Below are 24,906 nucleotides of genomic sequence, written 5' to 3'. Positions count from 1 at the left end.
AATGTGTGGACGGTATACGTTGCTTGCCGATGAGCTGGAAATTTTGAACGACTTCGGTATTGAGCAGGCAATTGATAGTTATCAGCCAAGTTATAACATTGCACCTGGACAAAATGTTCTTGCTATTATTCATGATGGAAAAGAAAAACGAGCGGGTTATATGCGATGGGGCCTTGTTCCGTCATGGGCAAAAGATGAAAAAATTGGCTACAAAATGATCAACGCACGCAGTGAAACAGCACATGAGAAGCCAAGCTTTAAAAATCTGATGGCACGAAAACGCTGTTTAATTGTAGCTGACAGTTTTTATGAATGGAAGCGTGACGGGAAGGAAAAACAACCAAAGAGGATCCAAATGGCTGATCGTAAGTTATTTGCTTTTGCCGGACTTTGGGACAAATGGCAGCAGGAGGATAGAAACCTGTTCACCTGTACGATTCTTACGAAAGAAGCAAATGATTTTATGTCAGATATCCATCACCGCATGCCGATTATTCTACCAAAAGAAAAAGAGGATGATTGGATTGTATCCGGCAGACAGGATCCCGGAGAAGTACATCAATTTTTGCAATCAGTTAAGGCAGAGGAATTTACGGCATATAATGTTTCCAGCTATGTAAATGCGGCGAAAAATAATGATGATGCTTGTGTTGCACCTTTAGCTGAATAAATCCATATGAAAATGATCATGATAAAGTGTTTTATTATCGTTAATCCGATTAATGGAAATAGTGGCATATACTTATAACATGTATCGGAATTATACTTCAATAGAGATATACTTCAGTACCCCGCCGTGTTACAAGAGGTTCGGTGAAACCGCCCCCTTGCAGTAAAGAACGCCGGTGCAAGGAGGCTCACCCATACCTTTCCTCTAACAGGAGTCCAGATATATTTTCTCCGCATAGGCAGGTTTGGTTCATCATTTGAACTGATATTTTAGTTATGTTTCAACCTTTTTTACGGCTATTCGGCATTTTCGGATTCAGTTTTTAAAATATTCATGAATATGGATGCTTTTTCTTTCGGTGCTCTTGTCATTATACTTACCCCTATAAACAGTATGGTTGAGATAAGTAACCCCCAAATACCTGCACTGAGTCCGAGTGGGCTATTGCCGGTAAACTCAAGGATTAGAACGAGTATGGCTGTTAAAGTCACACTGGTGATAACACCGGATGCCGTTCCACGTTTCCAGAAAAATGTACCGAAAAAGGCCGGGACGGCAACAATTAATCCGGAAGATGCAGCAACGGACAACACAGCAATCAAGTTCAGCTCTAGTTCCGCAAATAGGTAAGCCAAAATGGCGATTACAGGAATGACAATTTTACCTGCTGTTAATTGTTTGCGTTCATCGGGTGCTTTTTTCAAATTACCATATACGTCACGCGCGAACATTGATGACAGTGTCAGCATAATGGAGTCGATGGTAGAAACGGCAGCAGCCAAGATACCGATCATTACAATAACACCGAGAATTGGTGGAACCAGATTGGATGACAACAATTTAGGAGTTGCTAAATCTGCCGTTGAGAGATCCGGGAACAGCTGAAGTGCTGAGAATCCCCATAAAACCGATACGAATGTATAAATGAACCCGAATATTAGAAAACCAATCAACATTTGTCTTAATCCTTTTAGCGATGATGGCATGAACATCCGCTGACTTACCTGCGGGTTGGACAAACTAAAGAAAAACCAGGGCAGTGTCAATCCCAGAAACGTCAGGAAATTAAAATATCCATTTCCGGGTACAGTGAGCATCTCCGGGTGATTCGTCTGCAATGTATGAAAGAATTTTCCGAAGCCGCCTAATTCACTGATTACTAATAATGCGACAATCGTTGATGTGATAATCATAATTACTGCCTGAAGTGAATCTGTCCATACTACGGAACGGATTCCTGCTGCATAGGAAAACAGAAGCGCTAAAACAGTTGCAATGATTACTCCGGTTGTAAAAGGAATGGTGTTGTCTGTAATCCCCTGTAAAAGATACCCGACCCCAGCAAGCTGTACTGCGCAGTAAGGTATGAGAAATAAACAGCTGACCAGTGCGATAACTGAAGCGGCAGCTTTACTTTCATACCGGTCGCCAACCATTTCAGATGGTGTTACATATCCAAATTTTTTGCCTGCTTTCCAAAAACGCGGCCCGAATAAGGCGACAAGCGAAACGCCGGTAAAATAAACTATTTCAAAACCAAGTGCACCAACACCGCCCTGGTATGTCAGACCTGCTAAACCAACCATCATGAATGCACTGTAAGTTGTGGCGCTGTAACTTAACGCAGAAAGGATTCCATTCATCTTGCGGTTGCCAAGATAATACCCTGACATACCTTTTCTGTCACCAAGACGTGACATTAGTGCAATAATTAATGCTAAAATAATATAAATTACAATTCCCCAAATGACAATAGCGGTATCCAATTTACTTCCCCCAATTCTTTGTAACGAAGATATTTGCAATGATGATGAGCAATCCGGTAATTCCCCATAACAGGAAACTGCCGTACCAGGCATGAACACCTGATAAGACTGTGAAGGGAAGGATATAAGCTAATAAAATGAATACAATTATAAGTGCGCCCCACACAACTTTAGACTGATTATTTTTCATGCGGCTTCTTTCCTCCTTGTGAACAAATGAACAATGTATTTCAAACTGGCTTAAAGACTTGTAAAATCATATGAAAAGAAATCGGTTATTTTTACAATATTATCTTTACATATGTCTTTACACATATATATTCACATAAATAAACAGAAAAAACAACATTTTTCAATAATGTAGATGTTAAATGCACAAATACAACAGGTTCGGTATAATAAGAATATAAGTATCGGAAGAACCTGGAGGAGCGGTATGGATATGGAAGGCAAAAAAGTACCAGGTGAAAAGAGACGCAATCTGATTTTATCGTTACTGAAGGGCAGCAGTGAGCCGGTTACCGGCAACACTTTAGCTGAATATATGAATGTCAGTCGTCAGGTTATTGTTCAGGATGTTTCCCTGTTAAAAGCAAAGGGAATACCTATAATTGCCACCTCACGAGGATATGTCTTTTTTCTTGAGAATAAGACTGCCAGTTATTTGACGAAAGTAATCGCTGTATGTCATCAGTCGGAAGAAACGAAGGATGAATTGTATACACTGGTTGATCACGGGGTTTCGGTAAGGGATGTGATGGTGGAACACCCGGTTTATGGAGATATCACCGGACCGTTAATGTTAAAGAACCGGCGTGATGTAGAAGCATTTCTTGATGAAATGAAACAAACAGAAGCTGCTCTTTTATCACAACTCACTGACGGTGTCCACCTGCATACGATTGAAGCAGAAACACAGCAGCAATTGGACGAAGCCTGTGAAGTTTTGCGTATGAAAGGGATATTATTGGAACAATAACAGTCTTAAAGAAAATATTATTTCATTTTACTTAATCAGAACAAAATAATGGAATATAATACAACTGAAGGGTGGGATGATTATTATTCGTGTTTTATTTATATGTCTCGGAAATATTTGCCGTTCCCCAATGGCAGAGGCAATCTTTCGTGACCTGGTGAAAAAGAAAAATCTGTCAGGTAAAATCGAAGTTGACTCAGCAGGAATCGGGCATTGGCACAGTGGTGAAGTTCCGCATATCGGGACAAGAAACCTGCTTGATCAGCTGCGCATTTCCTACAAGGGAATGAAGGCGCGTCAGGTACATACCGACGACTGGCGTGATTTTGATTACATTATAGCTATGGATGATCAAAACATCAGTGATCTGCAGGGTATTAATGAGGACGAAACAGGCGTAGTTGTTGCCAAACTAATGGAATTTGTGGACGATTCGGATGAACTGAATGTTCCTGATCCGTACTTTACAGGAAACTTTGACTACACATATGAACTGGTATCCAAGGGCTGTAATGAGTTACTCGAATATATCGTAAAAACCAATAACATTTAAGAACAAAAAGGAGCTGTACATAATGGGTAAACGAAATTTATTTTTTGGTGTAATTCTAGGAGCTGTTGCAGGAGGTCTAATATCTTTATTTAGCAGTGATGCAAGATATTATACGAAAGGTAAAATGAAGAACGTCAGAAAACAATCCAATTATTACGTACAACATCCATCCGAAGCGGTACGCAATGTAAGGGATGCATTCAACAAATTCAACAGAGATTTTTCCAGTGGTGCAGAAAGTGCAATTAATGCGTTGGAACAGGTTGAAGATACATTGGACAAGTTTACCAAAAAGGGTCAGAAAAACCTGGACGATACGATGTAGTTTTGATTCCGGAAATAATGGAGGCATTCCGAAGCAGCGTCACTATTTGTAACGGATGCTTGCGCTTTTGCTGAAAGGAGGCCGGGAAAATGAAGGAGAGTATAGCATTTGTAAAAGAACTGTACCAGCGGATCATGGAAAATGATCTTTTTGGCAAGGCAGCTCAACTCGCCTACTTTTTCCTGTTATCCCTTTTTCCTTTCATGCTTTTTTTAATGACATTAGTTGGATTCCTGCCGATTGATGATCAGACGATTATTGATTTTATCGAAAGGTATGCCCCAGGGGAAATAACCGAGTTAATCAACCAAAATGTTACCGATCTTGTGAATGAGCGAAATGGTCAGTTATTATCGATTGGAATTATCGGCACACTTTGGTCGGCATCAAATGCAATAAATGCAATCATACAAGGTTTTAATGAAGCTTATGAAGTGGACGAGGATCGTTCGTTCATTGTCTCGCGACTGATTGCTATTGTATTAACGATTGCAATGTTTTTTGTAATCATCATGGCATTTTTATTACCTATTTTCGGTAAAACGGTTGGTGAATATATCTTTTCATTCTTTGGCTTATCTGCCGGTTTTCTGGATGTATGGGAAATGCTGCGCTGGGTGGTTTCCTCAGTAGTTTTCTTTATTGTCCTGCTTGCCTTATATAAGCTCGCACCGAATAAACGCATTTATTTCAGGAATGCGGTATGGGGCGCACTGTTTGCGACAATCGGCTGGCAGCTTGTGTCACTGGCATTTTCCTTTTATGTAAATTCGATAGGCAACTATTCAGCAACTTATGGCAGTCTCGGTACTGTGATTATTTTAATGATCTGGTTTTACTTATCCGGAGTCATTATCATGATAGGTGGCATGATCAATGCCCTTGTTCGAAAAAGAACGATACTGGAGATTGAAGAATAGGATTGTCATTTTATCCACGCGTGCTCGTGGTGTTGCGGGTTTTTCGTGAAACAGGGCTTTTCGCTCAAGTTGTCACAGAATCCGCTCAAGATGAAAGGATTTTCGCCCAAGTTCACAATTTTTTCGCTTAAGTTCACAAATTACCCGCTCAAGTTCACATTTCACCCCACCTTCATAGGAGAGAAAGCACAAATATTAAAAAATCCCGGACCACCTTTAAGGTAATCGGGATTTTTTTGATTAACGCCTGGAATAGATCATTTCAACAATCTCAGGCCATTTAATATAACCAGAATGGTACTGCCTTCATGACCGATTACGCCCAATGGCAAATCAAGCACCTGCAGGAAGTTGGATGCGATTAGTAAAAGAATTACCCCAAGTGAAAAGACAACATTCAGCTTAACCACTTTATTCATACGGCGCGATAATTGAATGGCATTGGTTATTTTTGGCAGGTCATTTTTCATTAAGACAACGTCGGCAGTTTCCAGGGCGACATCGGTACCTTTGCCCATTGCGATTCCGAGGTTTGCACTTGCCAATGCAGGCGCATCATTAATGCCGTCACCGACCATTGCGACATTCTCATAATCTGTCCGCAGTTTTTTCACCTGGTCCACTTTTTCCTCCGGCAGGCATTCAGCGATATAATGATCAATTCCAGCTTCACGGGCGATTGCTTTAGCGGTTTTTTCATTGTCTCCTGTCAGCATTACCGTATGGACGCCATGTTTTTTTAACGTATTAATCGCTATTTTTGTATCGTATCTGATGGAATCCTTCAATGCGAAAAGTGCTGCAATTTTATCATTATATTTTACGAATACTACTGTTTTACCTTCCCTGGCAAGCGTTTCAGCTATCCCATTCTGAAATTCGAAGGCTTTCTGTTTGCCAACGAAAGCAGCCTTGCCAATTTCCCATTTCTCATTATTAACATAGGCAGATACACCGTTACCACTTAATGTTGTCACCTGTCCGATAGCCGGCGTAGCGCCAGACCAGTTTGTTTCGCTGTATGCTGTGATTGCCTGTGCAAGAGGATGTGTAGATTCTTTTTCAATTGCCCCAGCTATGGCCAAAACTTTTTCCTTATCCAAATTAGGGTCCATATAGGCATCGGTAACTTCAGGTGTCCCATTCGTTAATGTACCTGTTTTATCAAATGCGATTGCCTTAACATGGCTCAGATTTTCAACATGAACACCACCCTTGAACAGGACCCCGTTTTTCGCACTGTTGGAAATAGCGGATAATGTTGCGGGCATGATTGATGCAACCAGCGCACAGGGTGAGGCAACAACTAACAGAATCATTGCCCGGTAAATACTTTCAGATAATGACCACCCAAAAAGGAAATTTGGTAAAAACATCATGACAGCGACAGTTGCCAGGACCACTTTTACATAGGTTCCTTCAAAACGCTCGATAAACAATTGGGATGGAGACTTTTCTTCCTGCGCCGATTGAACCAGTTGAATAATCTTTTGGAAGAGTGTCTCATTTGCGGGCTTTGTTATTTTCACTGAAATTGATCCATCAAGTGCAACGGTTCCGGCAAAAACATCATTGTTGTTCAGCTTGCTGACCGGCACCGATTCTCCGGTGATTGCACTTTCATCAATAGCTGTTGCTCCCTTCACAATGACCCCGTCAGCAGGAATACGCTCCCCTGCCCGAACAAGAATTATGTCGTCAAGTCCAAGCTCGGAAACGGGAACGATTTTTTCCTGCCCGTTCGTTATGCGTAATGCTTGCTCCGGCTGTAAATCCATCAGGGAAGATATTTCTTTATTACTTTTTTGCATCGTGTAAGTTTCAAGTGCACCGGATAGTGCAAATATGAAAATTAAAATGGCTCCTTCTGTCCAGTAACCGATGGCGGCTGACCCGATTGCAGCGAAGATCATCAGCATTTCTACATTCAGCTCTTTGTTTGCTATCGTTTCCTGAATTCCTTCTTTTGCTTTTGCATACCCTCCAATAACAAAAGCAGTCAGATGCATAGTCACCCATAGAGCAGATGGGATGCTGTCACCCAGTGCCCAGGTAATGAGAATAAGTAATCCGCTGAATAAAGCTGCTATTATTTCCGCGTGCTTTCTGATGTGCTTGAACTGGATGGACAAGAATGGTGTCTTGAATATATGTGATTCTGGCGGACCTAGTGTTTTCGAATCTGTCGTCATTTCGCTAACCTCCAGATTATAATTATTATAAATAAATATTTATTATTATATTAACATCAGATTAAATAAAGTCAAGAAGTGTTTTTTTCGCCAAATTAATACAGGTATTTATAACTATATAAACAGATATGTTATTATATTGAAATGGACATGTTTTACTGTTACAATCATTATTGAAATTATAATATAACAACTAATAAAGGGGTGTGTTTTGTGTATAGCAGGAAATTAGTGTTTCTATTAATCGCAACACTTTTCGTTTTGGCATCTTGCGGTGTCGACAATGGAGGAAATTCAGAAAGCAGCGGATCAGAAGACGGAAAATGGGCTGAAATTCAGGAATCCGGTGAACTGGTTGTTGGAACGTCCGGTACGCTTATTGCTGCTTCTTATTATGATGGTGAAGGGGAAACCAAAGATCAATTAACCGGTTATGACGTTGAAGTAATGAGAGAAGCAGCAAAACGCCTTGACCTGGATGTTTCATTTGAAATTATGGGGATTGACAGTATGCTGCCGGCTATTAAGAGCGGAAGAATTGATGTGGCTGCAAATGATATTGAAATAACGAGTAAGCGTAAAGAGGAATTTAATTTCAGTACGCCTTATAAATATTCCTATTCTACGATGGTCGTACGTAAAGGGGACTATTCCGGCATAGATTCCCTGGAGGATCTGGAAGGTAAAGTTGCCGGCGGTGGAGCGACAACCGTTTACAGTGAAATTGCCAGACATTTTGGAGCGGAGGTGAAAACTTACGGAAACGCTCCGAATGAAGCTTATCTGCGTGATGTACATAACGGCAGGTCCGATGTAATCGTTAATGATTATTATTTGTCCAAATTTGGAGTAGCTGCATTTCCTGAATTTGATATCATGCTGCATCCGGAATTGAAATTTCATCCAACCGAGCAGGCAGCGGTTTTACCTAAAGGCGCCGATAAACTAACAGAAAAAGTAAACAACGTATTGAGTGAAATGCGTGAAGATGGAACATTAACAAAACTTGCCACAAAGTTTTACAAAGAAGATGCTTCCAAAAAGCCTGAAGGGGAAATAAAAGAAATTGAAGGATTGGATTTGTAAAAAAAGATGATTAATCTAAATGGGTTTGATTTCGGCAGAGTCTTTGATGTGGAACTGGCACTGGAAAGTCTTCCTTTCGTATTGGGAGGACTACCGGCAACTCTCGGTGTTGCACTGGCTGGATTTACAATCGGTATGGTATTGGGCTTGTTTTTGGCCTTGGCACGCAGCTCAAAGAGGATTATTTTACGATGGCCGGCACGCGTGTATATTTCCTTTATGCGCGGCACACCGATATTAGTCTTTCTTTTTATACTGTATTTTGGTTTGCCTTATGCCGGATTGGAATTGTCTGCACTGACTGCAGCATCGGTCGGTTTTGGACTGAACAGTGCAGCCTATATAGCAGAAATTAACCGGGCATCATTAAATAGTATTGAAAGTGGTCAGTGGGAGTCAGCCAAATCGCTTAATTTAGGCTACTGGAAAACATTACGGAAAGTTATTTTACCGCAGGCGACAAGAATTGCAATCCCGCCGCTGACCAATGTGTTTATGGATATTGTCAAAGCAACATCGCTGGCAGCGGTCATTACCGTCCCGGAATTGTTTCAGCGGACACAGATTGTTGTTGGCAGGGAATTCGATGCGATGACATTGTATATATTGGTCGCATTCATTTACTGGCCGATATGTGTTGTTATTTCATTTATGCAGGACCGGTTGGAAGCAAGGTACAGCAGATTTTTATAAAAAAAGGGCACTCAGCTTTGGGCTTGAGTGTCCATTTTTGTTCCAGCATTCTTTTTAAAATATGTCGCGGCCAAAATAATAACAAGCATAAAGACAATAACATAAAAGAATGAAATCCCGGGAAAGTATTCGATAAACAGTCCACCAATGTACGGTCCGATAATACTTCCAATACTGAATGCAATTCCTGTCATCAGGTTTCCGGCCGGTAATAATGATGGGTGTAAAATATCCGCCAAAAACGAAATACTTAATGAAAATAATGAACCGATAAACATACCTGCCAGCGCAAAGGTTATGAATAGTGCAATAGCCGAGGTTTCCAGCAGTGCGGCAATCAGAAAACATATGATTCCGGCTGACAGAACGGTTAGCAGAATATTTCTTCTTCCGTAACGGTCACTCATTATGCCCAATGGGATCTGTGTAATAAGGCTCCCGGCAGCAAAACAAGGTATGATCAGCGACAGCATGGCAACTTCATGTCCGATCCGCAATCCGTAGACAGGAAAAATACCGTGCAGCGTTGCTTCCAAAAATCCATAGCCGAATGCAGGAAGCAGTGCCACCCAGGCAATTTTGCCGGTTTGTATGAATCTTCCTATTGAACTGGTTTTGGCACCTGTACCAACGTCCTCTGCTTCAGGCATCTGGTTCCGCACAAAAAACATCAACGACCAAACGACCATACTAAGAAGTGCTGACAATAGAAAAGGTAATGCTTCATGGACGGAAAGTAACTGTGTCATTAAAGGACCCAGCGTGAATCCAAGTCCAAAAAACATACCGTAGAAAGCGATATTTTTTCCGCGTGAATCTTTCGGACTCGTTGTCGTGATCCATGTCTGGGTCCCAAAATGCAGCATGTTGTCACCGATCCCGACCGTTACCCTTAAAATAAACCAGAACCATAACGCCTGCCAGAACGGGAACAACAGCAAAGAAATGAATACAAGCATGCCGCCAACGACGATAATCGGTTTGAAACCGAATTTACGCATCGGTTTTTCCATGAAAGGAGAAGCTATAAGTACACCTATGTATAAACCGGTCGCATGCAGTCCATTCACCGATGAAGGGACACCATTCTTTTCCAGGATAATAGCCAACAAAGGAAGCAGCATTCCTTGTGAGAATCCCGAGATGGAAACGAGAGAAATTAATATCCAAAATCTTGTTTTTACTGATGCAGCCAATTCGTTTCCTCCCATTAACCATTTTGCTTTTTAATGTAATTGGTTTCGCGGAAAAGGTCAAACCGGAAACATTATGCTTTAAAAGATGTTACAGGTTGTGCTATAAAGGTTAAACAGTAATATAGATGATATTAATTCCCAAGGAGTGATAACGATGAATTTTTATTTGAAAGATGAAGGAATACGGATTGATTTTGATTACGGACAACTGGATATCTCAGGGAATGAAGAATACGGTTTCCGTCCATTTCAGCTGATGGTTGCCTCAATTGCCGGATGCAGTGGATCCGTCTTTCGGAAGATTCTCAAGAAGCAGCGGACAGAATATGAGGATTTAACCATTACTGCCGAAGTGGAACGAAATCCGGAAGAAGCAAATCGGATTGAACGAATCGATTTACATTATTATGTAAAAGGGTATCATTTGAATCCGGACAGGCTGAATAAAAATCTGGAACTGTCACGAAAAAATTGCTCCATGATCCGTTCCGTTGAAGGCAGTATAACCATTAATGAAAGTCTGGAAATAATCGATCTGAGCCGTTAAATATAATAGGTATAATATTCATGTGTCCGAAAAAACTAACAAATAACCAGCAATCCAGACAAGCAACAGGAAAGGATGGGACACATGAAAAAAGGAAGACGCTTTGCAGCATTAATTGTGTTTGTTTTTGTATGTTTATTTCCTTTTACCAGCTTAGGTGAGGAACAGGAAAAAGATAAAGAAAAGAACGAATATGAAGTACCAAGCCATGTACTGAACATATCAAAGGAAAATACTTACCCGAACTCAACCGAGGATCAGGAAGTTGTTGAACCAAGTGAATTAACAAGTGAGCTGATTGACAGTGTTGACGTATCAATCGAAAATCCCGAATTAATTAAAATGCTGAACGAGACATCGATAAATCCGTCACCACTTGCATTTGGCTATCGCGGAATGATCTACATTGGACGCTGGCCGCTTCATTACAAATCCGAAGAAACGAATATCAACTGGGAATATCAAAAAATAAATACCAATGAGTTAAATAACATTGGCGGCGAATCCGATCAAAAAATGCAATACAACCAACAGGATAAGAAAGAAATTAAGGGAGCATTAACAAACAAAATCACAGATCCAGATGATATTAAAAAAATGATGTTATTAAAGGCAAAAGAAAATACAAAATTGCCTCTTTCCTATAATACGATTATCGGAAAAGGCACCAAAAAGGAAAATTCCTATAACGTACCGGCAAAAAAATACGGTATGCTGGAGGCATATGCTCCAGCGGTTAATGAAAAAGGACATGTAACATTTGGAGAAGTGTACTTTCAGCTGAAAGGTTCCAAAAAATCAATCGTCGTAAAAAATGTTACCAAACAGGGAATTGGCGCATGGATACCAATCCAGGATCACGTCTCATTTTCCTTTCAATTAAGATAAACCCTGAGAATTCTTCAGGGTTTTTCTGTTATTGGTGGGAGTGAGGAGGTGCTGAGTGGAGACTGATTATGTTAATGAAAATATTACCTTGACATGTGGAATTGCAACTGGAGCAGCGTGAGCATCAACCAGAAACGTGAGCATATCGACCGGAGAATAAAAATATCCCCACAGCGCTTACATCGGCAGAACAGCAGAAACATCGGCAGAAACAGCAGAAACATAGGCAGAAAAGCCCCTCCTCCACTCGACTCGAATAATTCAACAACTGAAAGCGTACAATGTTGATATATTTTTTTATAAAAAGGGGTTGATTTTATCGCTTTAATACTTTATCATGATGAAGTATTAAAGCATTGTAAGTAATTATAAAAATAATAGATACAGAGAGGGGAAGCGAATATGGAGTGGGTTGTGGTTGTATCTGTCCTGGTAATGACTATTTTGAGTTTATTACGGGTCAACGTTATTATTGCAATTATTGCAGCAGCAATTGTTGCCGGCTTGATGTCCGGTATGTCTGTTATCGAATCCATTGACATGCTTGTAAGCGGAATGGGTGGTCAGGCAAGCACTGCATTGAGTTACATATTGCTTGGTGCATTTGCGGTTGCGATCAGTTATACCGGAATTACTACTATTCTGGTAAACTTCCTGATTAACGTATTAACAGGAAAGAAAACGATGATGTTATTGGTGATTGCCGGTGTTGCATCGCTATCACAAAACGTGGTACCGGTTCATATTGCATTTATACCAATTTTAATTCCACCATTATTGAAGCTGTTTGACGATATGAAAATTGACCGCCGTGGTGTCGCAACAGCATTAACATTTGGTCTGAAGGCACCATATGTGATGATTCCAGCTGGCTTTGGTCTTATTTTTCACGAAACAATTGTCAATGGAATGGTGGAAAATGGAGCTGAAATATCAGTTACTGAATCGGCATTGTCGATGTTGATCCCCGGCTCCGGAATGATTGTTGGGTTATTGATTGCCGTATTTATTACGTATCAGAAAGATCGTGAATCGATTCCTGGTGCAGGTGGCGGAGAAGTGAATTTTACTGCGCCTGTACAAGAAAAGGTTACATTCAATTTAAAGCACGCGCTGACATTGGTTGCAATTTTGGTGACATTATTGGTACAAATTTTCACTGGTAACTTGATTGCTGCAGCGTTAATTGGCTTGACTATGATGTTCTTGTTCCTGGTTGTACCTTTCAAAAATGGCGACAAGGTAATGACTGATGGGATTTCGATGATGGGGACTATCGCCTTTGTAATGCTTGTCGCTTCCGGGTTTGGAGAGATTCTTAAACAAACCGGAGCCGTCGATGCATTAGTGGAGGTTTCATCCGGGGTTCTCAATGATAATCAGCCGTTAATCGCACTTATTTTATTACTGGTAGGTTTGGTTGTGACGATCGGTATCGGTTCGTCGTTTGGTACAATCCCGATTATTGCAGCGCTATATGTACCAATTTGTGTTGCAGCCGGATTTTCACCAATGGCAACCGCAGCACTAATCGGAACAGCTGGTGCTTTAGGTGACGCAGGTTCACCGGCATCAGACAGTACACTCGGACCAACATCAGGCTTGAATGCAGACGGAAAGCACCACCATATTTGGGATACATGTGTACCTACGTTTATTCACTATAATATTCCATTATTCATTTTTGGCTGGGTCGCAGCCCTGGTGCTTTAAAAGAATAAATAACATATAAATGGATAAAGTAAGGAAAAAACGGGTGGGCTGTTTTATGCGAAAATATATTTTTCCAGCATCGATCATCATCATGTTTTTCCTTACTTTTCTTTCATATAATGATGTAATCCATGCTGATAATGGTTATGGATGGGGATATAAAAAGAATACAGATCATGAAATTCCGGAAGTCGGGAAATACAAGGATATTTTGGAAAAAAACGGTGCTTATTATGCGGATGACTCAGGAGAAAAAGTGCTTTATCTGACGTTTGATAACGGTTATGAGCAAGGGTATACAGATGAAATACTCGATGTACTTAAAAAGGAAGACGTTCCAGCTACCTTTTTTCTGACTGGACATTATGTGGAAAGCAAGCCTGACCTTGTAAAGCGGATGGTTGACGAGGGGCATATTGTCGGGAATCATTCGTACCATCATCCTGACTTTACAACCGTATCCAAAGAATCGATGAAAAAGGAATTGGAAACGTTGGAAGAGGCTGTTGCTGAAGTGTCCGATCAGGAAGAACTAAAATATTTGCGTCCCCCAAAAGGGGTTTTCAGTGAGAAAACGTTAAAGTGGGCCAGCGAATTGGGATACATTCATATTTTCTGGTCACTGGCCTTTATCGACTGGAATACGGATAAGCAAAAAGGGTGGAAGTATGCATATGAAAATATAATGGAATACATGCATCCAGGAGCAATTATTTTACTCCACACTGTTTCATCTGATAATGCGGAAGCCCTCGATAAAATGATCACAGACCTGAAAAAGCAAGGATATACGTTTAAGAGCCTTGACCATTTAGTAATGAAAAATATGTTGCCACAACCTGTATATGGATATTATTAATCAGAGAAAAACGGTGTTCCAATCATGGAGCACCGTTTGCTTTTCTATTTGAATTGACCATTTGGAAGCTTTCCGGAGAAATATCGTATTCCGATCCTGCCTGGTAATTTCTGCGTTTTTTTCTGATTTTACGCATGTTGTAAATTACTCCAACTTTTGTTTGTTGTACCTCTTTTACACCTTGGATGATAAACTGCATGGCGAAAATACTGAGTATAAAAGCGAGCAGCACCCAGACAATAAGCCAATACTTTCCTGATGAAAGAGCATGTGTTGTTGAGCCGATTAATCCCGACCATTCATATGTCATCGACCGCGGCGGGTCTCCGATGGCGCCAAATGTCCTGTTTGTTCCGCCGAAGAAAAAGTTGAATATACCCAGATGCATAAAGATGAGAAGAACCTGGATAAACTGTTGGCCAAACAGAATTGTCATCCTTGGGCCGATATGCGGAAGAACATGCTTCCAAAAAATATGAAAATTGCTGCCGCCAAGAACACGGGCACTTCTGATAAATTCCGTATTCAATACCCGCTTCATTTCATTCCCTGAAAGAACGGCAGTAAGCGGCACAACCAAAATCGTTAAGATAATGATCTCGAAAATAATTCGCTCAGTGAATGAATATGCGAAACCCATACGCTGTTCAATCAGGATTGGTCTAAGCAATATATAGGCAATCAGACTCAACGGCAAAAAATGTATGGAATCAACAATTTTTTCAATCCAGTTTTGCCGTTTGCGATCAAGCCCAAACGAAAACAATACGCCACCTGCCATTCCGATAAACACTCGGAGAAATGCAATGACCAGTGCGAAAAATAAAGTGTATTTCGCACCGATTGTCAGCATATCAAGGATACTGAATCCCAATTCGTCCGAGCCAAGCAAAAATGGAACTCCCGGTGGATGGGCGGGTGTGCTCTTAATCGAGACACCATCCTCCTCATATATAATTCTCGCCTGATCCATATGATTATCTGTTGTAATGGAATAAATGATACTGTAACTGATCATCAAAATGAAAAACAAACTACCAACTGCAAATTTCCAGTTTTTCATATGCCTGAAAAAGGTCATAAAAGGTACAGTCACCGGTTTCCATGGTTTCCATCTTTTCCAGTTTATTTTTCCGAGTCTTGTAAGTTGATATTTGACAGCGGACAGTAAGGAAACTCTATTGTTGTTTGCCTCACTTTGAAGACTTCCCAAATCCTGACCCGTCCATAGGTCAACCAGCTGGAAAACCAAAAAGAAAGGAGTGAACAGCAAAATAAGTGTTACAGCAATCGTCATCGGTGTGAAGCTTTCCAGGATAACATAGCTGAACCCATGTACATTAAAAATCCGTTCGATAATAAACTGACTTGAAAGTGTAGCCCAGAGAATGACTTTTGTATGATGAAAGGTTGTGGGCAAAATATTTCTTAATACGTGCTTTACCAGTACACCGAACTTTTTTATTCCTTTACTTTTCAGGAACAGAACATAGTCTTTGGTGAATTCCTCTTCAATCATCAACAACAGGATCTTAAAAAGGGAAACCATTGGCAAGATTGCTAATGTAATGATAGGACCGGCATAGGCTTTATCCTCCCGGTAGGTTGCAATCTGGAATAATTCAAAACCGTACGTCTGGTATACATAAATGACAAGCATCTGCAGGACAGCTGCTATGACAATATCAGGTATGGATTCCAGAAAATCAAGAATCCGTTTAACAATATGTATAGCATTTTTGGGCAGGAAGTTTGTTAAAAAGGCAAAAACGAATGCCAGTGTAAATCCAATCAACAACGCTCCAAGAAGGATTTGCATCGAATAAATGAACGGTTCCCATATTGTTCCCAGCAGTGAAAATTCACCGGGCGAGCGGGGCACCGTGTAGACCCATTTATCAGGCTGAACAAAGGTTTGAATAAATGCCCATAGCTCCCTGAAATAATTTAATGGATCAGCTATCCCAGATGTCTGGAAATACCGTGGAAATACACTTATGCAAATAATTCCGAAAACTCCAAGAAAATAAAAAAGCACAATTTTTGCTATCTTTGTCATCAGTAATCATACACCTTTTTTGATTGAATTCTATAAGTCTACCATATATTCCCTTGGTAGGAAAGTGCCAGAAAGCTGCCCCTGTTCAGGTGACAGCTTTCTACTATTACGTGTGATTTCTCATTATATATGCATATGGATTCTGGTTGATAAAGTTTGTGTCCGGAATGTCGTTATTTACCTTCAAGAGGACACTCATCTTGTTAATAACTGCAGCTAACCGGTCTTCTTCAGGTTCGCTGATGTTAAATTCGATACCGTAAAAGAATGTATCACCCTTGGCTTCATTTTTCCATGCCAATTGCCCATCAAGAAGAAATTCTTCTCCCATTAATTCAATTTTAAATTTAAGCTTAATCGCAGAATTAACAGGCAACTTTAATGATGAAACGATTTTCAATCCGCCAAGTCCAATGTCCTCAACGAGCACATTTGCAGACCCGAGATTTACTTTCCGTTTGCTTATTTCAATGATTGTCATCTCACCAAGAACCGGTGAAGGGAACTCAAGCCGATAAAAACTTCTGCGTTCCTCTTCCGGCACTTTTTTTATTTTTCGTTTCGTTGGTTTCAGATAACCCGTTTCGAGCATTTGCTCAAACGTTTCCAGTGGAACAGGCTTGGAAAATAAGTACCCCTGGATCTCATCACATTCTTTTTGTTTTAAAAATTCCAGTTGTTCATACGCTTCAACGCCCTCAGCGATAACTTTCATTTCCAGTCCTTTTGCCAAATGGAGAACCGACGAAATGATTGCTGTATCCTTATCGTTGTCATCCGATATGTTCTGGATAAAAACCTGGTCTATTTTAATGGTATCGGCGTTAAATTCTCTTAGGTATACCATTGATGCATATCCTGTACCAAAGTCATCGATGGCAATCTTAACACCCAATTCTCTTAAGCCTTCCAGTGTATTTAATACTACCTTTTCGTTTTTCAGTAAGGATCCCTCGGTAATTTCCAGTTCCAGATACTTGGCCGGAATATCATATTGGGCTAGCTGTTCGGCTACAAATTCAACAAGACCCTTTTTCATGAACCGGATGGGGGATACATTAATTGAAATGGGTCGGACGGTATAGCCCTGATCCTTCCACGTTCGTATTTGTTTGCATACATTTTCGATTACCCAGTCACCAATCTGATGGACAAGGTGGTTTTCTTCAGCCAAAGGGATAAATTCGCCAGGTGATACGAGCCCCCATTCAGCATGGTTCCATCGGATTAAAGCTTCAGCGCCTGTTATCACACCTGTAGCGGTTTCAACCTGTGGCTGGTAATAAACTTCAAACTCTTCATTTTCAATCGCTTTACGCATATCGCGTTCCAGTACAAATTTCTTATAGGATGTAATATCTTTTGAAAAAGAATAGAGCTGATAATTGTTTTTCCCTAGTTGTTTGGCACGATATAATGCTGCATGAGCACTTTCGATTAATGAAAGCTTATCATCGCCATCCTCCGGGAAAAAACTAATACCAATACTTGTTGTCACATGCATTTCGTATCCATCAACAGCTATCGGTTCTTCGATATATTCAATAATACGTTCAGCCATTTCAAAAATGACTTCCTGCGTTGAGTAGTCTTCAACAAGAACGACAAAGTCATTACTGCTGATGCGTGCCAGGTAGGATCCATCTGCAATTGCGGACAACAACCTGCTTGCAATCTTCTTAAGAACCTTGTCACCAATATGATAGCCGAGTGAATCGTTAATAAGCTGAAAACGATCCAAATCCAAATACAACAATGCAAACTTTTTGTCTGATGCTGTCTCACATAATTCATCTATTCTATCATATAAACTGCGCTGGTTCGGCAAAGCAGTCAACTGGTCATGTGTTGAGAAATATTCAAGCTGATGCTGCATTTCAACTTCAGCGGTGATATCAACCAGCATTCCGAATGAATGTGTTACTTCGCTATCATCTTTTTTCCATGGTATGGATTGATCAGCAACCCATTTTGTCGTTCCATCACCACATAAAATCCTGTAATGTTGGCGAACTGATTCGCCATTCATCAGTAGCTCCCGTCCTTTAAGCGCAACCTCTTTGTCTACCGGATGAACCAATTCTTCCCATAAATCAGGCTTATCGTAAAGTTCGTATAATGGATATTGCAGTAACTCCTCAGCACCCTTGGAAATATAGGTCATTTCCCCGTTGGAAAGGTTTCTCATCCAAAAGCCTACTGTCAGATTATCCAATAATAGTTTTGTGTTTTGTTTAGTTTCATCAATTTTATTTTCCAAAACCTGTTGACTTGTGTAATCCCGTATTACTCCTACGAGTTTATATGGTTTATTATTTTTCCAAATAACCTCAGCCTGTGCCTTTAGGTAACGCAACTCACCGGTTTTTCCGTGGTAAATACGAAAGTCGCAAACATAGCTTATGCCTTTCTCAATAGATGTTTTTACAATATTTACAGCGTTCTCATAATCATCCGGATGGACAAATTCAAAATTCTTATCTATTGTGGCAGTGTCATCCCGATCAAGGCCAAATATGTCATAGAAATAATCGGAACAAGTCAATTGATCCTCGTCAATCAAATATTCCCAGCTGCCAATCTTGGAAATTTGCTGCGCGTGCTCCAGGTGACTTTTATGTAATTCCAATGATTCTAATGTTTGTTTATGCTCCGTGTTATCCCGGACGATAATGTATACACCCTTCACATCATCATCCGTTTTTTTAATCGGGATCACTGACACAACTGCATGGATAGTTTGCTTGTATTTATTTAATAGATTAATCTCATGTCTGCTTGTTTTACCTTGCAATGCATCGTAAAAAGAAGATCTGAGAGCGTGGTACGATTTGGTTGGTAAATATTCTTTATGGTCAACAGTTTCATTAGGGGAATATCCCAAAAATTCATTCATGCTTCCCCAGTTTTGGGAGATTATCTCTCCCTCCGGCGAGAAAATAATAATTAAGTCCGGGTGATTCATAGCTAACGACGCGTAATAATCCAGTACTTCATTCCTGTCTACGTTATTTCTCTCCAGATGTTTGGAATCCTTATTGAACAAAATTGACAAAATATTTGGCTGCTTTCCCTGATTAACCATAAAATCACCCTTTACTGGTTTTTACTTTTTAGGATGTAAATGTAAGGTCATTGTAATATAAAAGTCGCAGTTTTGGAATAGAATTATTGAAAATTTTGTCGAGGACTGTCGCCGAAATTATTTTAGATTTAAAATTTTCTAAACCTTTGCTATACTAATACTATAAACTAGTATTGGAGTTGATAAAATGAACAGAGAAGACTTAATTGCTCCGAGTGATTATAATATTGTGATGGAGATGGAGCGGTTTGCAGCAGATCCAACTAGAAAAGCATTAATCTGGCAGGATGACAGCGGCCAGTCGAAAGAGATAACATATGAACAACTGATGAAAAATGTAAACAAAATTGGAAACGTTTTCCTGGGGCATGGATTGAAAAAGGGCGATAAAATATTAATCATGATTCCAAGATTAATAGAAGCATATGAAACGTATCTGGCAGCATTGAAAACCGGGATTATCATTATTCCGAGTTCGGAAATGCTGAAGACAAAGGATTTGCAGTATCGCATCAGCCATGGTGAGGTAAGCGGTGTTGTCAGCTACTATCCTTTTGTTGATCAATACAGTGATATAAAAGAATATGATCAGTTAAAATTATTTTCTGTCGGTAAACGGGTTGACGGCTGGAATGACCTGGACACGCTGAAAGAGAGTGCCTCTGACCAATTGGCTATGGCCGATACGAAAAGTGATGATATTGCATTTTTGCCATATACATCCGGAACTACCGGTAATCCAAAGGGTGTTGTACATACACATGGCTGGGGTTTTGCCCATCTAAAAACAGCATCCGCAAATTGGCTTGCTATTAATGAAGGGGACAAGGTCTGGGCTACTGCAGGTCCCGGATGGCAAAAATGGATCTGGAGTCCGTTCCTGTCGGTATTGGGTGCCGGTGCAACCGGGTTTGTATATAATGGCAAGTTTGACCCGAAAACATATCTGGGATTATTGCAGGACAACGAAATTAATGTGTTGTGCTGTACACCGACCGAGTACCGCTTGATGGCAAAGGTTGATAATCTGGATGACTATCAGCTGCCTGCGCTTCACAGTGCCGTCTCAGCAGGTGAACCTCTGAACAGGGAAGTAATTGATACATTCCGGAAGTATTTTGATGTGACGGTCCGGGATGGCTATGGTCAAACAGAAAATACATTGCTGCTTGGCTTCATGAAGGATACAGTAGTTAAACCAGGGTCGATGGGGAAACCGACACCAGGAAATGACGTGGAAGTAGTTGATGAAGACGGTAAACCAGTGCCTGCTGAGAAAATCGGCGATATCGCAGTAAAAATGGATTGTCCGGCATTGTTCCGTGAATATTACAAGGACCCGGAACGCACGAAAATGTCACAGCGAGGCGAATACTATGTTACCGGTGATCAGGCATCAAAAGATGAAGAAGGGTACTTTTGGTTTGAAGGACGCAGTGATGATATTATTATCAGTTCCGGCTATACAATAGGACCTTTCGAAGTGGAGGATGCATTGGTCAAACATCCATCTGTACAGGAATGTGCCGTTGTTGCAAGCCCTGATGAGATTCGCGGAAATATCGTCAAAGCATTTGTTGTCTTGCAGAGCGGTGTTGATGCAAGCAATCCTGATTTAGTCAAAGAATTGCAGGATCATGTAAAAGAGCTGACTGCTCCGTATAAATATCCAAGGCAAATTGACTTTATTGACGAATTGCCAAAAACCACGTCAGGTAAAATCAGAAGGGTAGAGTTGAGGCAGAAGGAAAAACTTAAAAGTTAATAGAGGGAACAATGAACAACTGAGATAGCATACCAAATCGATTGTGGTTGGTATGCTATTTTTTTGGTTGAAACCTATTTACAGCATGCTGCGTAGTCTATTTTAAAGGGGTGATTTTAATCAAAAAGCTTGTTTTGGGATTTTCTATAACGATGCTCGTGATTTTTGTAGTCACTGCCTGTTCTACAGAAACAAAAGATGAAAATATAACTACAATTGAAACCGTATTGACTAACACTTTCACAGGACCGGATGAGGAATTGATAAAGATATGGAGTGATTTGAGAGAATCATCTTCCGAGAAAGAGGAATTCACGAAAAGTGCAGAAGCATTAAATAACTATTCAGAAGGACAATTCAAACCTTATTTTACAGAACCTATGTATTTAGGCATAAAATAGAAGAGATTTTATTTCGTACTGATGGATCTTTAAGGAATGCGTTGGTGAAGTAGTGTCAAGTCATTTACGAATGGGGGATAGGGAAATCCTATTAATCCTGTGATAATGATAGGACTTGTATTTATTTTTACTGTGATTTACTTACTAAATAGTGGGAAGGAACTAAACCTTGGAAAAAGAGGGGCCATCATTGTAATTTTAGTATTGTGTTTCAGCGTTTTAATTATTTTTTTAATGTTGTTTATAGGGGGACTGGATATTATGGGTTGGCTTAATGTTGGCAGTCTGGTGCTTGGACTGATTGCCTGGTTTTTTCCTGTAGTTAATATTATGCAATGTAAAAAGTATGACCATAAAAATTGGATAATTTTTTCCGTAATGAGCATCAGTGCTTGTGCTATTTCGCTTTGTTTCCAGATTTTTTATAACTATCATCTGGTAAAGATTGAGGATTGGTCTGATCTTATGGACACAACGGGTGCTGTGGCGTTTGTCGCATCGGTGCTTCTTATCGTTACTATTCTTTTAAATGCAATTACTTTGATTGTATATCGTGATAGAACCGTGAAGTAGGAATATGAAGCGAGGATGTAGAATATACACCATTAAGTGGATAAGTCAGCAATTAATACAAGGGGAGGATTATGTTGAAGCGTCTTGTCTTAGGTGTATTGGTGTTAATGATTATTCTTACTGCTATGTATTTTTTGACTAGTGCTGGTGCTTAAAAAACAGGTAATGAAGCAATGCTTGGATGAGTTCACATCCAGGCATTTTTGTGTGGGAAATTTGGGAACACAGTTATTTTGAAGGTTATCAGTTTCCCGCTCTCCATGCAGATCACAGATTAACGGCAATAATATATTCAAGAAATATTTGACCAAAAAAATTAGGCAAAAACACTTGAAAGTCAAAAAAGGTCAGAGTATAATAAAAATCAAAGGTCAAATATAGTCAAAGTCAAACCTTTCAAACAGACCTTTGAAAATCACAAGGAGGAATGACACATGAATTGTCAAAACTGTGGTATTCAACCAGCAACAATAAATGTAGCTATGCAAATCAACAATGAAAAAATGCAGATGCACGTATGTAATAAATGTTTTCGTGAAATACAAGGAAGTTTGATGAATGGTGGTGGCCATGAATTTGGTCAAAACCAGCAGGGAGGATTCGGAGAGAACTTTTTCCAGGGAAATGGTCAAAGTTTTACCGGGACAAAGACAGAGCAACAAGCTGGTAATGGCAATGGACTGCTTGATCAACTTGGTAAAAACGTTTCCCAGGCAGCGCGCGCTGGTCTGATTGATCCGGTTATTGGACGTGACACCGAAGTAAAACGTGTGATTGAAACGTTAAATCGCCGCAACAAGAACAATCCCGTTCTTATCGGTGAACCTGGTGTTGGTAAAACAGCCATCGCGGAAGGACTTGCCCTTAAAATTGCTGAAGGGAAAGTACCGGCTAAATTGACGAATAAAGAAATTTATTTGCTTGATGTTGCTTCACTTGTTGCAAATACAGGTGTTCGCGGTCAGTTTGAAGAGCGGATGAAGCAGCTCGTTCAGGAACTGCAATCACGTAAAAATGTTATTTTATTTGTCGATGAAATCCATCAAATCGTTGGTGCCGGAACTGCAGAAAGCTCACAAATGGATGCGGGAAATATTTTAAAACCTGCACTAGCCCGTGGCGAAATGCAACTGATCGGTGCGACTACATTGAAGGAGTACCGTCAGATTGAAAAAGACGCAGCATTGGAACGCCGTTTGCAGCCAATTATTGTTAAAGAACCTTCAGCAGAGGAAGCTGTTCAAATTTTAAACGGAATTAAAGATCGTTATGAGAAGTTCCATGAAGTCCGTTATTCTGATGAAGCAATCCAGGCATTTGTATCCTTGTCACAGCGCTATATCCAGGATCGTTTCTTACCGGACAAAGCGATTGACCTGATGGATGAAGTCGGATCACGTCTGAACCTGGACAATGCAGAAAAAGACTCGGATTCCATTCAAAATCGTCTGGATGAAATCGTCCGTGACAAAGAAGCAGCTGCTGAAAAAGAAGATTATGAAAAAGCAGCAAATCTTCGTTACCAGGAAATCCAGCTGCAAAAACAACTGGAAAAAGCGAAAGACGAAGAACAGGTTGTTGATGTGGATGTTTCCGATATCCAATTAATTGTCGAGGAGAAAACCGGAATTCCGGTAACCAAGCTGCAAACCGCTGAACAGGAGCAAATGCGTAACCTGGGCGAAAATCTAAGTGCAAAAGTTATTGGTCAGGATGAAGCGGTACAAAAAGTTGCCAAAGCTGTCCGCCGCAGCCGTGCCGGATTGAAATCAAAATACCGTCCAATCGGTTCATTCCTGTTTATCGGACCAACAGGTGTCGGTAAAACAGAACTGACCAAGGCACTTGCCGAAGAAATATTTGGTTCACGGGACAATATGATTCGCCTTGATATGAGTGAATATATGGAAAAACACGCGGTGTCTAAAATTATCGGTTCACCTCCTGGCTATGTTGGTCATGAAGAAGCAGGCCAACTAACTGAGCGTGTTCGCCGTAACCCTTACTCCATTCTTTTATTGGATGAAGTTGAGAAAGCACACCCTGACGTGCAAAACATGTTCCTGCAAATTATGGAGGACGGTCATCTGACTGATTCACACGGTCGTATGGTAAGTTTCAAAGATACAGTAATCATCATGACAAGTAACGCAGGCACTGGAGTGAAGGAAGTCAACGTCGGATTCAACCGTTCTGAACATGAGTCCGTTTCAACACTTGAAAACTTAAGTGCTTATTTCAAACCGGAATTCCTCAACCGTTTCGACAGTATCATTACCTTCAATGAACTGACAGAGGATAATCTGGTGAAAATCGTTGACCTGATGCTTGCAGAACTGGAAGAAACAATTGAGGAAAATAACATATCCATCTCAATAACAGATGAAGCCAAACAGGAACTTGTACGACTTGGCTATGACCGCCGATTCGGTGCAAGACCGTTACGCCGGGTAATCCAGGACAAAATCGAGGATCAATTGACCGACCTGATCCTGGAAGAAGAAACAGTTGCATCTGTAAAAGTTGCTGTTACTGATGGTGAAATTGTTGTTGCAAAAAGTGAATAACATGATTAGGAAAAAAGCCGCTGACACTGTTCAGCGGCTTTTTTTATCGGCAGAAGAAAGGAAACATCG

Annotated in this window: 21 protein-coding genes; 15 read left to right on the top strand and 6 right to left on the bottom strand. The window is 40.4% G+C overall.

From position 1 onward, the window contains the following. Position 1: 1 nt before the first annotated feature. Entirely contained in the window at positions 2-670 is a 669-nt protein-coding gene (locus G6R02_RS14980; RefSeq protein WP_164670040.1) for an SOS response-associated peptidase, read from the top strand. A gap of 296 nt (positions 671-966) precedes the next feature. Here G6R02_RS14980 and G6R02_RS14975 read toward each other — a convergent pair whose 3' ends face one another. Together G6R02_RS14975 and G6R02_RS14970 are read right to left on the bottom strand one after the other, a co-directional pair. Further along, positions 967-2,436, bottom strand: a complete 1,470-nt coding sequence (locus tag G6R02_RS14975; RefSeq protein WP_164670039.1) for a sodium:solute symporter family protein — start codon at positions 2,434-2,436, stop codon at positions 967-969. Between the two features lies 1 nt (position 2,437). Further along, a complete protein-coding gene (locus G6R02_RS14970) occupies positions 2,438-2,626 on the bottom strand; it encodes a hypothetical protein (RefSeq protein ID WP_164670038.1) in 189 nt (62 codons plus the stop codon). Positions 2,627-2,872: 246 nt separating this feature from the next. Here G6R02_RS14970 and G6R02_RS14965 point away from each other — a divergent pair, with 246 nt between their 5' ends. The 4 genes from G6R02_RS14965 (at position 2,873) to G6R02_RS14950 (ending at position 5,213) form a co-directional block, all read left to right on the top strand. Continuing rightward, complete coding sequence (locus G6R02_RS14965; protein ID WP_164670037.1) at positions 2,873-3,415, top strand: transcription repressor NadR; 543 nt, start codon at positions 2,873-2,875, stop codon at positions 3,413-3,415. 82 nt (positions 3,416-3,497) lie between these two features. Further along, complete coding sequence (locus G6R02_RS14960) at positions 3,498-3,968, top strand: low molecular weight protein-tyrosine-phosphatase (protein ID WP_164670438.1); 471 nt, start codon at positions 3,498-3,500, stop codon at positions 3,966-3,968. A 22-nt stretch (positions 3,969-3,990) separates the two neighbouring features. Continuing rightward, positions 3,991-4,293, top strand: coding sequence for a YtxH domain-containing protein (locus G6R02_RS14955; RefSeq protein ID WP_164670036.1), 303 nt, complete (start codon positions 3,991-3,993; stop codon positions 4,291-4,293). A gap of 89 nt (positions 4,294-4,382) precedes the next feature. Further along, the gene (locus G6R02_RS14950; RefSeq protein WP_164670035.1) at positions 4,383-5,213 is read left to right on the top strand and encodes a YihY/virulence factor BrkB family protein; all 831 of its coding nucleotides are present in this window, start codon (positions 4,383-4,385) and stop codon (positions 5,211-5,213) included. A 257-nt stretch (positions 5,214-5,470) separates the two neighbouring features. Here G6R02_RS14950 and G6R02_RS14945 read toward each other — a convergent pair whose 3' ends face one another. Next, the gene (locus tag G6R02_RS14945; RefSeq protein WP_164670034.1) at positions 5,471-7,405 is read right to left on the bottom strand and encodes a heavy metal translocating P-type ATPase; all 1,935 of its coding nucleotides are present in this window, start codon (positions 7,403-7,405) and stop codon (positions 5,471-5,473) included. A 213-nt stretch (positions 7,406-7,618) separates the two neighbouring features. Between G6R02_RS14945 and G6R02_RS14940 the strand changes: the two genes are divergently transcribed. Both G6R02_RS14940 and G6R02_RS14935 read left to right on the top strand, forming a co-directional pair. Beyond that, complete coding sequence (locus G6R02_RS14940; RefSeq protein ID WP_164670033.1) at positions 7,619-8,491, top strand: transporter substrate-binding domain-containing protein; 873 nt, start codon at positions 7,619-7,621, stop codon at positions 8,489-8,491. A gap of 6 nt (positions 8,492-8,497) precedes the next feature. Further along, entirely contained in the window at positions 8,498-9,184 is a 687-nt protein-coding gene (locus G6R02_RS14935; RefSeq protein WP_164670032.1) for an amino acid ABC transporter permease, read from the top strand. An 11-nt stretch (positions 9,185-9,195) separates the two neighbouring features. Here the strand turns inward: G6R02_RS14935 and G6R02_RS14930 are convergent, their stop codons facing one another. Continuing rightward, positions 9,196-10,380: an MFS transporter gene (locus G6R02_RS14930; RefSeq protein ID WP_246202579.1), complete on the bottom strand. Its 1,185-nt coding sequence runs from the start codon at positions 10,378-10,380 to the stop codon at positions 9,196-9,198. A 154-nt stretch (positions 10,381-10,534) separates the two neighbouring features. Here G6R02_RS14930 and G6R02_RS14925 point away from each other — a divergent pair, with 154 nt between their 5' ends. The 4 genes from G6R02_RS14925 to pdaA all read left to right on the top strand — a co-directional run bounded on the left by G6R02_RS14925 (position 10,535) and on the right by pdaA (position 14,387). Further along, positions 10,535-10,927 carry an OsmC family protein gene (locus G6R02_RS14925; RefSeq protein ID WP_164670030.1) on the top strand — a complete coding sequence of 131 codons (393 nt, stop codon included), beginning with the start codon at positions 10,535-10,537 and terminating at the stop codon, positions 10,925-10,927. An 84-nt stretch (positions 10,928-11,011) separates the two neighbouring features. Beyond that, the gene (locus tag G6R02_RS14920) at positions 11,012-11,815 is read left to right on the top strand and encodes a YfkD famly protein (protein WP_164670029.1); all 804 of its coding nucleotides are present in this window, start codon (positions 11,012-11,014) and stop codon (positions 11,813-11,815) included. A 402-nt stretch (positions 11,816-12,217) separates the two neighbouring features. Continuing rightward, positions 12,218-13,528, top strand: a complete 1,311-nt coding sequence (locus G6R02_RS14915; RefSeq protein WP_164670028.1) for a Na+/H+ antiporter family protein — start codon at positions 12,218-12,220, stop codon at positions 13,526-13,528. Positions 13,529-13,583: 55 nt separating this feature from the next. Next, positions 13,584-14,387: a delta-lactam-biosynthetic de-N-acetylase gene (gene pdaA / locus G6R02_RS14910; protein WP_164670027.1), complete on the top strand. Its 804-nt coding sequence runs from the start codon at positions 13,584-13,586 to the stop codon at positions 14,385-14,387. 22 nt (positions 14,388-14,409) lie between these two features. Here the strand turns inward: pdaA and G6R02_RS14905 are convergent, their stop codons facing one another. After that, complete coding sequence (locus G6R02_RS14905) at positions 14,410-16,446, bottom strand: ABC transporter permease subunit (protein ID WP_164670026.1); 2,037 nt, start codon at positions 16,444-16,446, stop codon at positions 14,410-14,412. Positions 16,447-16,552: 106 nt separating this feature from the next. Then, positions 16,553-19,531, bottom strand: a complete 2,979-nt coding sequence (locus tag G6R02_RS14900; RefSeq protein WP_164670025.1) for an EAL domain-containing protein — start codon at positions 19,529-19,531, stop codon at positions 16,553-16,555. 187 nt (positions 19,532-19,718) lie between these two features. On the opposite strand from G6R02_RS14900, the gene mbcS reads away from it, so the two are divergent. The 4 genes from mbcS to G6R02_RS14880 all read left to right on the top strand — a co-directional run bounded on the left by mbcS (position 19,719) and on the right by G6R02_RS14880 (position 24,837). Continuing rightward, complete coding sequence (gene mbcS / locus G6R02_RS14895) at positions 19,719-21,296, top strand: acyl-CoA synthetase MbcS (RefSeq protein WP_164670024.1); 1,578 nt, start codon at positions 19,719-19,721, stop codon at positions 21,294-21,296. A gap of 152 nt (positions 21,297-21,448) precedes the next feature. Then, positions 21,449-21,697, top strand: coding sequence for a hypothetical protein (locus G6R02_RS14890; protein WP_164670023.1), 249 nt, complete (start codon positions 21,449-21,451; stop codon positions 21,695-21,697). A gap of 258 nt (positions 21,698-21,955) precedes the next feature. Next, positions 21,956-22,270 carry a hypothetical protein gene (locus tag G6R02_RS14885; protein ID WP_164670437.1) on the top strand — a complete coding sequence of 105 codons (315 nt, stop codon included), beginning with the start codon at positions 21,956-21,958 and terminating at the stop codon, positions 22,268-22,270. Positions 22,271-22,704: 434 nt separating this feature from the next. Beyond that, positions 22,705-24,837 (top strand): ATP-dependent Clp protease ATP-binding subunit, encoded by a 2,133-nt coding sequence (locus G6R02_RS14880; protein WP_164670022.1) that lies wholly within the window; start codon positions 22,705-22,707, stop codon positions 24,835-24,837. The last annotated feature ends 69 nt before the right edge of the window (positions 24,838-24,906 follow it).

Origin of the sequence: Virgibacillus doumboii (assembly GCF_902806455.1) — a bacterium.
GTDB classification, from domain to species: domain Bacteria; phylum Bacillota; class Bacilli; order Bacillales; family Amphibacillaceae; genus Lentibacillus; species Lentibacillus doumboii.
This window is presented reverse-complemented; position numbering and strand designations above follow the sequence as displayed.